Raw genomic sequence first — 12400 nt, 5'->3', positions numbered from 1 at the left:
TCGCCACTTGCTGCAGTTGGCCCCGTCGAGCGCGGGCAAGGTCTATCTCTTGGGTCATTGGGGCGGCATCGAGATTCCCGATCCCTACCGGCAGGGCCGGGAGGTCTGCGAGGCGGTCTATCACCAGATCGCGACGGCGGTCGAGTTGTGGCTGTTGCGCTTGTAGCGTCTCACGTGCCACCGCTTGACGGATGTGCGTCACTTCGGGCTGTGCCCCCGGCGTCTGGTACCATTGACACTCTGGCGGCATGATTGACATCGACCTCAATCAGGGGCTGACCATCCGGATCGATGAGATGGACGGCGCAGCCGATACAGGGATCGAAGCTATGAATCGTCCGCAGGACTTCCAGCGGTCGCTTGACATCGACCAGGCGATGGCCGACCAGGGCGCGCTCGTAGGGGCCGGCGGTATCCTGGCCATCGCGAGGTCCGGCATTCCATTGACTGGCGACGACACACTGATAATTCGCGATCAGGCCGGACGCGCGATCAAGCCTCACCCAATGGCCCAGCGCCCCGCGCGGCGCCTCGGTGAAACCGAAACCGACCGACTGAGGCCACTGCTGTGGCTGGGTCAAACGGGTGAAGGTCTCGGGATTCCAGTAGGCCCCCGAGCGGTTCCTGAAATAGTGCTGATACCAGTCGGCCATCTGGTCGGCGATGATCTTGGTTTCCAACATCCGGCAGAAAATGCGCCCCAGCGTCGAATTGAGTTGCCCGATGGTCAGCCCCAGGCCGTCTTGCGCGACCGGATTGGTCCAGTATTGCTGGACAGCGCGGCGCACCAGCTTGTCGGTGGGCAGCGTGCCCCGCGCGTGCATCGCCAGGATATGGGCCAGTGGCCCGACCTCCATCGGCTCGCCGTCATAGCGCGGTGACTTGATCCAGGAATAGCGCTGGGATTCGTCGAGCATGTAGCGCGATGCGCCATCGGGCTTCGGCCCGGTGTAGTGGAGTGTCGTCGATCCGACGGCGGGATGTTCGCCTGCGGTCGAACCCTGATACCAGGCATGCGCAACGTTCTCGGTGACCAGGTAGGGGTCGAAGGGGCGCAGCCGCGTGGGATCGCCAGCCCAGATGACGCCCGGCGGAATCAGATAACCGGCGGGATAATCGATGGCGCCATCCTTGAACTCGGTCCTGACCAAGGCCGGATCGGGGAAATCGCCGAAACAGAGAAAATGTCCTTCCGTCGCGCCGATCATCGCCCATTCCCGGTACTGACTCGCCAACAGGCGCACGTCGGGAAGGTAGACCTGGTCGACGAAGGACTTCATGGTGGCGATGGCGGTCTTGATGACCGCCAACCCCGCCGTATTGAGCGACGTCCCGCCGGCGTCTTCGGTGATGCGGCCCGGATTACTGCTCAGGGTGCAGGGCATGCCGCCCACCACCAGATTGGGATGCGGATCCTTGCCGCCGAAGACCGCGTGCAGTTTCACCACCTCGCGTGCCCAGCCTAGCGCCTCCAGATAGTGCGACACCAGTAACAGATTCGCTTCCGGGGACAGTTTGTAGCCTGGGTGCCCCCAGTAGCCATTGGCGAACAGCCCGAGTTGGCCCCTGCTCACCATGCCGTTCAGCTTATTCAGGAGCGTCTGGAAGTAGGCGGCATCGGGAAGCCTGCCCTGGTCGGGCTTATGGCCGGGATTGTTGCTCCTGGCCAGGCTGGCGACAGCGGCTGGACTGGCTTCCAGGGCACTGACGACATCCACCCAATCCAGTGCGTGGAGATGGTAGAAGTGCATGACATGATCATGCACATATTGGGCGCCGATCATCATGTTGCGGATGTAGTCGGCGTTCTTCGGCACCTTGATGCCGATGGCGTGCTCGACCGCCCGCACCGAGGTCAGCCCATGCACCACGGTGCAGACGCCGCAGATACGTTGCGTAAAGGCCCACGCATCACGCGGATCGCGCCCCAGGAGGATCGACTCGATGCCCCGGATCATCGTGCTGGAGCTGAGACCGGGTTTGGTGATGACGCCACCGCCCTGGCCATCGGGTTCGGCATACGCCTGTATCCGCAAATGGCCCTCAATGCGCGTCATGGGATCGATGATGACATTCGGCGTAGTCGCCATGTTTGTTCTCCTATGCAGCGATGGATTGATGCCCTGACAAGCCAAGGCGGAATGGGATTGAGTCAGACGGGACGCAATCAATCGTCATCATCGTCATCCCGACCACGGCCATGACCACGGCCATGACCACGGCCATGACCACGACCATGACCATGACCGCGGTCATCGTCATCGTCATCGTCATCGTCGTCATCCTCTCCCTCGCCGTTGGCCAAAGGGACATAGAATCCTTTCCGGCCGTTGAGATTGAGACGATCCCAGAAATCAGGCTCCGAGCAGCCGATGCAGCCATGTCCGGACATCATGGGAAAACTGGTGCCCTGATTCCATTTGATCGTGGCACAGGCGTTATGCGTGACCGGCCCTTTACAGCCGAGCTTGATCAGGCAGCCCCCACGGCGGGCCGCGGCATCATCGAAGGAGCGTGCTAAAGGGCCATCGTCGTAAGTTTCCTCGCGATAGCATTCGTCATGGACGGTTTCGCCATAGAACATGGTTGGGCGGCGAAGAGCGTCCAGAGAGGGCATGCCACGCGCCAGATAATAGAGAATGATGCCCGTCATCACCTCCGGAATCGGTGGGCACCCGGGCAGGTTGATCAAGGGTTTGCTGATCCCGAGATTGCGCATCAAGTCCTGGATCGAGACCGCGCCGGTGGGGTTGGGAGCGGCTTTCGGCAGTCCGCCGAAGCTGGCGCAGGTGCCCACGGCGAGAATCAATCTGGCATTTTTCGCGGCATCCCGGAAGCGGGCGACGCCGCTGCGTTCGCCGCTGATGAAAAACCCGTTGTCCCATTGGGCGGGGATCGATCCGTCCACCACCAGCACATAGCCGGCTGCCCGCGTGACGGTCCTGAGTTGTTCCTCGGCCTGCTCACCGGCGGCGGCCATCAGGGTTTCCTGATAATCCAGAGAGATCAGGTTGAGGATCAGGTTGTCGATCGTGGTGCCGCCACGGAAGGCGAAGGAGTTCACCATCGATTCCAGGCAGCCCGTGCATTCCTGAAACGACATGTAAACGACTGATGGTCTAGTGCGCGCGGTTGCGGCGGCGGCCAGTTGCGGCACCATGGCTTGCGGCAAGGCCATCAGCGACGCCATGCCCGCGCAGAAAGACAGGAAATGTCGTCGGCTGATGCCAAGTTCGAGCAATCGATGCGCGGTGGCGTCGTCGAGCATGACTTCCCCGTCCGTCGACGCTTGTTCCTGCGCCGAGGTCGATGGCTTCTGTAACGCGGTGGTCATGGCCGTTGTCCTTTCGTCTGTCCCGGCGCAATGGTGCCAATGTGCGTCGTCGCCGGCGGTTCAACACGCGAAACCGCGAGGGCCTGGTCGAGCCGTTTCAACCCCGCGCGCAGGTCTGCCGTATGGGGCCTCAGGATGTCCGGAATCATGGTGATCTCGATGAATTCCGTGACGATGCCTCCTTGCTCGTTGGTGTGAGTCAGCCACCACACGCCGGGGTATTGGGTTTCCCTGACAGTGATCTTGACTTCCGCCTCGATCACGGCGGTCACCTCACCCATCGACAAGGCCTCCTTGAGCGATTGATAGGTCGCTGAGCGCATTCGCGGCAGCAATCTCAGATCAATCACGCTCGGTTGTCCCGATTCAATGAGCCGTCTGAGTGATATCTGAATCTCGCTCAGTACGCTATCGACAATCGATAGATCGTGCGTCTGCCGCATGGCGCAGTCAACACGAACTGGAATATCGCTTAAACTGGTCACATCACTTTACCCCGTATCGCATCAATCAATCCGATTCATTTAGTTCAGCGCATCTCGAAGGCTTCCTGATGGAAGCGTAAGTGTCCGCGCCAGGCGCGGGTCAGTCCGGTACGCAATCGCTTGGCGAATGTGCGCGGACCGCAGAACCAGACTTCGGTTTTGCGCAAACCGTCGTGCAGGGAGGCAAGATGCTCGGCGCTCAGGGTGCTTCCGGCCTGGCTGTCATAGATGTGAAGCGAGACGCCCGGCAGGTCCGCGCACAGGGTTTCGAGGCGCTCAACGAAGGGATCGGTTGCCCGGTTCCGGGTGCTGTAATGTAGATCCGTGACGAGAGCGACGTCCGGCTTGACGCGCAAGGCTTCCAGCCAGGCGATGAAGGGCGTGACACCGATGCCGCCGGCCACCCAGATCTGCCGTGCCTGGGGATTGCGGCGTGGGAGTTCAAAGAAGCCGTAAGGTCCCTCGACCGTCACCGCCTGCCCCACGGCAATTCGCTGTGGCAGCGTGCGGGTATAATCGCCCAGCGCCTTGATCAGAAAGGTCACCCGGCGGTCCCCTTGATCGGCGCTGGCAATGGTGAAGGGGTGATGACCCTCGAAACGATCAAAGCTCACAAAGGCGAACTGTCCGGCGCGATGGCCCCGCCAACGGGGTTCCAACTGACAGACCACCTCGGTGACATCGCGCGCGGGTGTCGAGATCGACACGATCGATCCCCGCGCCCGACGCGTCTGGCCGATGAGACCCAAGAGTGACATAACGGCCGCGCACGATCCCGCCACCAGCAGCACCCCGAGCAGTAGGCCGAGCGGCTGGCTCCAGTAATGGCTTGGTGCCAGCACGGCAACATGAAAAGCGAGCGCGAGGTACAGAAGCGGCATCGCACGATGGACATGGCGCCAGAGGTTGTACGGGAAAAGCTTCAGGAGACTCAGTACGACCATGGCCAGCAGCAGGTAGATGCCGATCTCGCCAAGCTCCTCGCCGACATCACGCAAGTCGTGCATCAGACCGCTGAACTGCACTTCCAGCGGTCGTCCCAGGCGACCGAACACGGATTCGATCAGGTCGTCGCAATCCTCGAGCAGCCAGTGCATCGCGGCAAAGCTGACCGCGAGAATGGCGGTCCATTTGTGCATTCGGTAGACGCGGTCCATGCCGCCGAGCGGACGTTCCAGCCAGCTCGGACGGGTTGCCAGCACCATCGCGAGCGACATCAGGCTGATTGCGAGCAGGCCGCTGAGGTAGAACGCCTGGCTTTGAATGGCCCAGGGCAGAGAGTGGATCCCCTGGCCACTCACACTGAGTGTGCCCACCCAGGCAATGACGAGCAGCGCAATGAAGCCGGTCAGATAGATCTTCATGATGGCATGAGCCCCATTGATTGATGAAATGATGGATCGATGAAATTGGTTGTTACACTCAGGATGCGAACTGAATGACGGCCCATGGGAACTACCGCCCTTCGCCCACCGGCAGCCTGATCTCGGCGCACAGGCCGCCGAGCGTCGGCGAGGGGTGAAAACGGATCCGACCCTGATAGCTCTCGACGATCTCTTGGGCGATCGCCAGTCCGAGTCCGTGGCCGCTGACCTGCTCGTCGAGTCGCAGGCCGCGTTCGGTGATGGCGGCGATCTCCTGTTCCGAACACCCGGGTCCGTCGTCCTCGACGCGAACGACGAGCTCATCTCCCAGCCTTTTCACGCTGCATCGCACCTGGGTTCTGGCCCATTTACAGGCGTTGTCGAGCAGGTTACCGAGCAGTTCCAGCATGTCCTCGCGGTCAAGATTGACCGAGCCAGGGGTGCGGAGATCGAGCTGGATGTCGAGGACTTTCGGGGCATGGATACGCCCGAGGAGCCGCACCAGCGTCGGCAGCTCGACGTCCGGATCAAAATGAATTCCCGCGCCGCCGGCGCCGGCAAGCCGCGCCCGTTTGAGCTGGCGCTCGGCGAGCTGGCGCAGCCGCTCGACCTGTTCGATCAGCGCCAGACGCGGTGCCGGATCGATGGTCAGGCCGGGATCCTGTAATTGCTGACGCAGGACGCTCAGCGGCCCCTTGATCCCATGGGCCAGGTTGCCGGCGGCGGTGCGCGAGCGTTCCAGGCGCTGCCCGAAGCGCAACAGCAGGTGGTTGAGTTTGCGCACCAAGGGCAGGATCTCGCTCGGCACCCGTTCGGTCAGGGCGACCGTCTGGCCGGACTCCAGGCGCTCGATGTCCCGGTAGACGGGGGCTAGGGCGGCAAAGGCCCGCTGCACGACGAACCGCTGCACGAGCAGCATCACAAGCAAACCAGCGACCGCCAGCCCGGCGAACAGCCGGTCGATGAACGCCAACGCCCGGTCAAGCGCAGTGACGTCCTCCGCGAAGGCAAGCGCGAAGTCGATACCATCCAGGTGATAACCGCCTTCCCAGACCAGCAGTCGTTGCTGCTGCGGACCAACGGCACGCCAATGCGCGGAGGTGCCCGGCGGAAGAGGACGGTCGGCCAGATCCTGATCCCAGAGCGAACGCGAGCGGATGCGTTGTCCATCGCGGGTTTCGATGACGAAATAATGCCCCGAATAAGGCTGGTGATAAACCGGGGTCAAGTGCTGATCCCCAACCTCCAGGCGCCCATCCGCGCGCCTGTTCAAAGCCCCGACCAGCGCCTCGGCATCGTGCTCCAGGCGCGCGAGCACGAAGGCATCCGCCGTGCGGTGCAGGGCTTCGTAGCCAATCCACCAGACCGCACCGAGCAGGACAAAGAGGCTGGCGCCGAGTCCGATCTGTAGCCGACCTTCCAGTGATCTCATTGGCGTGGGAAGAGATAGCCTTGGCCGCGCAGGGTCCGGATCCGGTCCCTGCCGATTTTCTCGCGCAGGCGTCGCACATAGACCTCGATCAGGTTACTGCCCCGGTCGGCCTCCAACTCGTACACATGATCCATGATCTGCGGTTTGGAGAGGATCCGGTCGGGATGGAGCATCAGGTAGCGAAGCAGGCGGAACTCGGTGCCGGTCAGCTCATGGGCAGTACCGTCGGCCAGGATCGCCCGCTGCCGATCCTCGTCGAGACAGAGCCCGCCGACCTCCAGACCACGACGCAGATTGCCCGCCGCCCGTCGGGTCAAGGCATGAATGCGGGCGATGAGCTCCTCCATGTGGAAGGGTTTGCCGAGATAGTCGTCGGCTCCCGCCTTGAGTCCATCGACACGCTCGTGCCAGGCGTCGCGCGCGGTCAGCACCAGCACGGGTGTCGTCACCCCATGGCTGCGCCAATGGCGCAGCACCTGGAGCCCGGGCCGCCCGGGCAACCCAAGGTCAAGGAGGATGGCGTCATAGGACTCGCCGGCCCCGAGCGCCTCTCCCGTGATCCCATCGCCGGCTTGGTCGAGGACGAAGCCGGAGGACTTTAGCGCTTTTTGCAGCTCGGCCGCCAACCCGGCATCGTCTTCGACCAGCAGGAGTCGCATCTACTTCTCCTTGCGCTCGATCACTTCGGCCGTCGCGGCCTCGAGAGAGAGCTTGTGGATCGTCCCGTCGGCGGCCAGGATCTTGATTTCGTAACGATAGGTGCCATCTCCACGCTCAAGCTCGGCCTCCACGAGTTGGCCTGGCTGAACGGATTGCGCACTGTCCATCACCTGCGTCATCGGCAGGATTTGGCCGGTCTCGCGCAGTTGCTTGATCTCGTCGTGATCCAGGCGCTCACTGGCCAGGGGACTGCCCATGGCTAACAGCAGTCCAAGACCGGTGGCTGCGATCAGGTGATGTGGTTTCATCCGGTTGCTCCATTTGAAAGCGTTGGTTTGCGCCTGGCGAAGGACGCGGCCGATCGGCGACCGAGCGCACACACAGGCAGGCCTTGTCGGTGCCGTCAAGCCAGGTCGATCGCGAACTGCTCGATTGCTCGAACGACGGGTGCAGTGTGATCGCACAAACTGAACTGCCGCTGAAAACCAGCCTTGATAAGATCAGCCCGCGTCGATTGGGCTGAGCGATAGCGAAGCCCAACGCGGGGACCGTGCCCAACGTTGGGCTCCCAGCACGTCGGACAACCTTGAGCGGGAAGCCCTCCTGCACCCTACGGCCCAGATCCGCGAACGGCTTAACCCCCAGGGGCCTCGCGGCAATGCCCCGCCTGCCGGCTGACGGGAACCTCGACGGGGACATCCTGCAACGGGGTCCCTTGGCACGCCTTGTCCGTAAACTCGCGTATAGCGCTGTAGGCGAGTACACGGTCTTCTTGACCTTGTTCGTGGGCTAATCTCGTCTTCGAGCGGTTGCCGAGGGCGCGGGACCTTGGAGAGGTCTTAGGGTGGTCGTTGAGTGGGCGCGCGCGGAGGCGAGCAGTTGGCGCACATAGGTTTGGGAGGGTGTTGGATTGCAAGACTGTTAGACCCCGGCGCTTTGCGGTTGGCGGCGCTCTAATTCTCGATGCCGCCGTGGGCAAGGTGCTGAACGACCCGCCGACCTTCAGTGATTTCGCCCATGGCGTGCTCGGCCCGACACCGACACCGGAGCAGGAGGCACAATTGCTTCAGGCGGTACAGGATTGGTATCTGCCTTATCACACACTCATCTCGCGCGCGCTCCCGCCCGACCCCTGGGGGCCGGCGCGGCTCGACGCTGTGTCAATGATTTTCAATCGCTTGGCCGGACTCGACATCGGCGGGCCGCCGACCTATCTGATCCCGGACAACATCCAACCCGCCGACGCACCGGTCCGCTACCCCTTCATGTGGAACGCGCCGATCCAGAACCGGACCCAATGGCCGGGCTTCGCCGACAATGGCAACGCGCTCCTGGGTCTGTCGCGTAATCTCGGTGAAGTGTTCGGTGTGTTCGGCATTTTCCATCCGAAAAAGGATGATTGGCGCCTGCTTCAGGTCGATTATCTGGCGAATAATTCAGCCGATTTCGCCGGTTTGGTTGCCCTGGAATCATTCATTGAGAAGATCGGCCCGCCGAAGTGGCCGTGGCCGGTTGACACGGCACTGGCCGCCAAGGGTAAACCGATCTATGACAAGGAGTGTGGTAGCGGCTGTCATGAAATCAAGAAAGGCAAATTCCGTTCACTGGTCGGCAGCACTTGGGCCACCCCGCTCCAGGATGTGGGAACCGACATCCGGGAATGGGGGCTCCTGGGCCGGACCGTCGACACGGGCGTGTTGTCCGGGGCGCCGATTCCTTTGACCCTCAAGCGGCTGCAACCCGTCGATTCGGCCTTCAATGTGCTCTCGACGGCCGTCCTGGGGACGATCCTCCAGCGATCGGTCGCGGATCTCGATACGAAACCGCGCGGCGAGATGGATGCCAGCCTGACCCGGTTGAGCCCGGATCAGGCTTTCCTGTTAGACCTCAAAGGCGCGTTTAACGCATCGCGCGCGGGGGCGGCCAACGCCGTGCCGACCCCCGTCTACGAGGCCCGCGTGATGGAGGGCATCTGGGCTGCCGCCCCCTATCTGCACAACGGTTCGGTGCCCACGCTGGCCGAGTTATTGAAGCCGGCCGCCGAGCGGGTCAAGGAGTTCAAGGTCGGTCCGGCCTACGATACGGTCAATGTCGGCCTGGCCGCCGAGCAGACCAAGTTCGACTTTACGTTGAAGACGACCGATTGCGCTGATCGCAACTCCGGCAACAGCCGCTGTGGTCATGAATTCGGCACCCAGCTATCGCCCGAGGACAAGGCCGCGCTGCTCGAATACCTCAAGATTCTGTAGCCCGCGTCGAGCGGAACGCGACAGCGCGAAACTGGGGACCGCGAAACGCTCCGCGGCCGGCTTTACTCCAGCAGAAGGCCCGGTGCGCCTTGTCCGTATATTTGCTGACAGATCGATAGGTAATAATACGGACTTCTTGACCCGTGTCCGTGGGCTACCTTTGGCGTCGCACGGCTCAGGAGGACGCGGACGTTTGGCGTTGTTCTTAGGATGATCGTAGAGCGGGGCGCGTTGAGGGCCGCAGGTGGCGTTGGTCAGTTTAGCTGGGTGTTGGATTGCAAGACGTGACCTCGGTGCCTGACGCGATAGGTGCACCGGCAGGGGCACCACTCCGGCGCCCCATTCAACTTCCGTCATAGCTCGCGGATGAGTAAGGAGTACCGACAATGAAGACATCTCTAAAGATCGTGGGCGTGCATGGTCTCGGTGACCATCGCGGGGAGCCGTGGCACGAGACCTGGGAGAAGGCAATCCGCAGATCCTTCCCCCAACCCGATGTTGACCTGCATTTCGATTGGATCGATTACGACGACATCTTTGATGGTGTCGATCTAACCGTTTGGCAAACGGCGGCTGCGTTCAGCAAGCTGGTCGGCAGTGCCCTCGGAGAGGCATTCAGCGCCAAGAAACGCGGCCTGTTCGACCAACTCGACCACACGTTGCGTTGGTATGCCGGGTATGTCGTTGCGTGGGTGGAGAATCCGGAGTTCCAAGCCGCCACCCGGGACCGCGTTCTGACAAAGCTGGAGGATGCCCAGCCGGACTTGCTGCTCGCTCATAGCCTGGGTTCGCTGGTCACCTACAACGCACTGACGCACACCGATGCGCGAGCGAATCGCGCGATTACTGCGGCGGTTGCACAACTCAACTATGTAACGCTCGGCTCGCAGATCGGCAATCCGTTTGTCGTCCGCAACCTTACGCAGGGACGGATCGCGTTGCCGCCGATCAAGAAGTGGTTGCACCTCTACAACCCGGAAGACGCAGTCTTCACCTCCCAGATTCGCATGCCGGGCGAGCCCAAGTTCGAGCAGGTCGACGCTGCATTCGATATCGAGGGCATTGCCGACCACGACCCGGTGCAGTATCTCTCCCGCCCCGCTACCATTGACCGCGTGTATCGCCAGGTAGCGGACGAAAAGCGGGTGGCGGATGGCGGGCTTACCATGCGCGCATTCGCAGCCACGCCGCCGCTGGTTCGACAAATCGAGCCGAGACGGCGGGCGCTCTTGGTGGGCATCAACGACTATCCCGACCCCGCCGCACGGCTAGATGGGTGTGTGAACGACGTATTTCTGATGAGCGCGGTGCTTCAGGAATGCCGGTTCGCCCCCGATCAGATTCGCATCTGCCTCAATGATCGGGCTTCCGCCCAAGGTATTCGAGACCGGCTGTCCTGGCTGGTAGCCGACGCGCATCCGCACGACGAACTCGTCTTTTTCTACAGCGGCCACGGGGCTCAACTGGCAACCTATGGCGCGAGCGACGCCGTCGATCACAAAGACGAAACCCTGGTACCCTACGACTTTGACTGGACGCCCGAGCGCAGTGTGATTGACGACCAGATTTTCGCCCTATACAGCCAACTGCCCTACGACACGCGGCTGGTCATGATTTTTGATTGCTGCCATTCGGGCGGCATCCATCGGTCGGGCAGCAACAAAGGCCGCGGCCTTGAGCCGCCGGACGACATCCGCCACCGCGCGATGCGTTGGAATGTCGCAGAGCAGATGTGGGAGAACCGCCCGCTTCAACCCGTGACGCCGAAATTCTCCGACGACCGGGTAGCGCTGCGGCGGTACAGCGGCGTCAATGGCGATACCCGGCGGCTTGGCCGGGCAATGTCGCTGCGCGGAACGACGCAGACCGAATACGACGACCTCGCTGGCCAGAGCAAGTCTCCCGTCGGACCCTACCTGCCGCTCATTATCGAGGCATGCCAGGAAGGGGAGTTGGCATCCGAGTACCGTCATGGCAACGAAAGCTACGGGGCCTTTACATTCAGCCTGGCCAAGACGCTACGCGCCCGCCAGACGCTCAGCTTCGCTGAACTGGTTAAAGCCGCGACGGCGTCGCTCCACAAGCTCGGATACGACCAGACGCCTCAGGTCCTCGGACCCTCCCAAGTCTTGGCCGCCCCGGTTCCCTGGCTTGGCGGCGTCGCGACTGTGTCCAGCAGCAAGCCAAGGGCAAGAACGTCAGCAAAAAAGCCACCGAGTCCGTCAGTTTAGTCTGCGCAACTACCACTTTGTGTTAGAGATGGGCGCAGCAACAATGCAATTTGCCACTGAGCGGGCCGGTGGGCTTGGCCACGAGCGCCTCGCGAACTGCCGACGCGCCAAGGGTGCCCGTGGCTGAGTTGCGCCAGTTGGTGCTCGTGCTGGGCGACCAACTCGACCTCGACGCCGCCGCGTTCGACGGGTTCGACGCCGCCCAAGACGCGGTGTGGATGGCCGAGGTGGTCGAGGAATCGACGCATGTCTGGTCGAGCAAGCCCCGCACGGTGCTGTTTCTGGCCGCCATGCGCCACTTCGCGCAAGCGTTACGCGCCGGCGGTCGGCCCCTGCACTACACCCGGCTGGACGACCCCGCCAACCACGGCAGCCTGCACGCGCAGTTGCACGCCGACCTCGAACGCCTGCGCCCCACCGGCCTGGTGATGACTGCGCCTGGCGACTGGCGGGTGCTCCAAGCCATAAAGGGCGCGGCGCAGGCCCGGGACCTGCCGCTGGACATCCGCGAGGACCGCCATTTCTACTGCAGCGTGCGCGAATTCGCGGCGTACGCGCGGGGCCGCAAGTCGCTGCGCATGGAATACGTTTACCGCGAGCTGCGCAAGCGCCACGATGTCCTGATGCAAGGTGACGCCCCGGACG

General features: G+C 62.5%; 11 protein-coding genes. 4 read left to right on the top strand and 7 right to left on the bottom strand.

The genetic code is table 11. The annotated features are described in order from the left end of the window. Positions 1-7: 7 nt before the first annotated feature. Positions 8-166 (top strand): hypothetical protein, encoded by a 159-nt coding sequence (locus QZY03_RS12200; RefSeq protein WP_363168691.1) that lies wholly within the window; start codon positions 8-10, stop codon positions 164-166. A gap of 4 nt (positions 167-170) precedes the next feature. On the opposite strand, the gene QZY03_RS12195 is transcribed toward QZY03_RS12200, so the two are convergent. The 7 genes from QZY03_RS12195 to QZY03_RS12165 form a co-directional block, all read right to left on the bottom strand. Beyond that, positions 171-2090, bottom strand: coding sequence for a nickel-dependent hydrogenase large subunit (locus QZY03_RS12195; RefSeq protein ID WP_295581367.1), 1920 nt, complete (start codon positions 2088-2090; stop codon positions 171-173). Between the two features lie 77 nt (positions 2091-2167). After that, positions 2168-3268, bottom strand: coding sequence for a hydrogenase small subunit (locus QZY03_RS12190; RefSeq protein ID WP_295581365.1), 1101 nt, complete (start codon positions 3266-3268; stop codon positions 2168-2170). Between the two features lie 62 nt (positions 3269-3330). Next, on the bottom strand, positions 3331-3777 hold the full coding sequence (locus QZY03_RS12185; protein WP_295581363.1) for a hydrogenase expression/formation C-terminal domain-containing protein: 447 nt from the start codon (positions 3775-3777) through the stop codon (positions 3331-3333). An 86-nt stretch (positions 3778-3863) separates the two neighbouring features. Further along, entirely contained in the window at positions 3864-5183 is a 1320-nt protein-coding gene (locus QZY03_RS12180) for a ferric reductase-like transmembrane domain-containing protein (RefSeq protein WP_295581361.1), read from the bottom strand. Between the two features lie 91 nt (positions 5184-5274). Beyond that, the gene (locus QZY03_RS12175) at positions 5275-6615 is read right to left on the bottom strand and encodes a sensor histidine kinase (RefSeq protein ID WP_295581359.1); all 1341 of its coding nucleotides are present in this window, start codon (positions 6613-6615) and stop codon (positions 5275-5277) included. After that, a complete protein-coding gene (locus QZY03_RS12170) occupies positions 6612-7274 on the bottom strand; it encodes a response regulator transcription factor (RefSeq protein ID WP_295581357.1) in 663 nt (220 codons plus the stop codon). Before QZY03_RS12170 ends, QZY03_RS12175 begins: the two co-directional genes overlap by 4 nt. Continuing rightward, the gene (locus QZY03_RS12165; RefSeq protein WP_295581356.1) at positions 7275-7583 is read right to left on the bottom strand and encodes a PepSY domain-containing protein; all 309 of its coding nucleotides are present in this window, start codon (positions 7581-7583) and stop codon (positions 7275-7277) included. It abuts the gene before it with no gap. A gap of 663 nt (positions 7584-8246) precedes the next feature. On the opposite strand from QZY03_RS12165, the gene QZY03_RS12160 reads away from it, so the two are divergent. From QZY03_RS12160 to QZY03_RS12150, 3 genes are all read left to right on the top strand, one after another. After that, positions 8247-9524 carry a di-heme-cytochrome C peroxidase gene (locus QZY03_RS12160; protein WP_295581354.1) on the top strand — a complete coding sequence of 426 codons (1278 nt, stop codon included), beginning with the start codon at positions 8247-8249 and terminating at the stop codon, positions 9522-9524. Between the two features lie 386 nt (positions 9525-9910). Continuing rightward, a complete protein-coding gene (locus tag QZY03_RS12155; RefSeq protein WP_295581352.1) occupies positions 9911-11755 on the top strand; it encodes a caspase family protein in 1845 nt (614 codons plus the stop codon). 119 nt (positions 11756-11874) lie between these two features. Next, positions 11875-12400: cryptochrome/photolyase family protein (locus QZY03_RS12150; protein WP_295581349.1), on the top strand; the 526-nt coding region annotated here is incomplete at its 3' end.

Source organism: uncultured Lamprocystis sp., assembly GCF_903933125.1.
In the GTDB taxonomy this organism is placed as follows: Bacteria; Pseudomonadota; Gammaproteobacteria; order Chromatiales; family Chromatiaceae; genus Thiodictyon.
Note: the sequence above shows the minus strand (reverse complement) of the source record. Positions and strands in the feature narration are given on the sequence as shown.

Bases quoted from the DNA above. Each gene is read 5' to 3' on its own strand.
- QZY03_RS12195 (WP_295581367.1), bottom strand. From the start codon at position 2,090: ATGGCGACTACGCCGAATGTCATCATCGATCCCATGACGCGCATTGAG.
- QZY03_RS12190 (WP_295581365.1), bottom strand. From the start codon at position 3,268: ATGCTCGACGACGCCACCGCGCATCGATTGCTCGAACTTGGCATCAGC.
- QZY03_RS12185 (WP_295581363.1), bottom strand. From the start codon at position 3,777: ATGCGGCAGACGCACGATCTATCGATTGTCGATAGCGTACTGAGCGAG.
- QZY03_RS12180 (WP_295581361.1), bottom strand. From the start codon at position 5,183: ATGAAGATCTATCTGACCGGCTTCATTGCGCTGCTCGTCATTGCCTGG.
- QZY03_RS12175 (WP_295581359.1), bottom strand. From the start codon at position 6,615: ATGAGATCACTGGAAGGTCGGCTACAGATCGGACTCGGCGCCAGCCTC.
- QZY03_RS12170 (WP_295581357.1), bottom strand. From the start codon at position 7,274: ATGCGACTCCTGCTGGTCGAAGACGATGCCGGGTTGGCGGCCGAGCTG.
- QZY03_RS12165 (WP_295581356.1), bottom strand. From the start codon at position 7,583: ATGAAACCACATCACCTGATCGCAGCCACCGGTCTTGGACTGCTGTTA.
- QZY03_RS12155 (WP_295581352.1), top strand. From the start codon at position 9,911: ATGAAGACATCTCTAAAGATCGTGGGCGTGCATGGTCTCGGTGACCAT.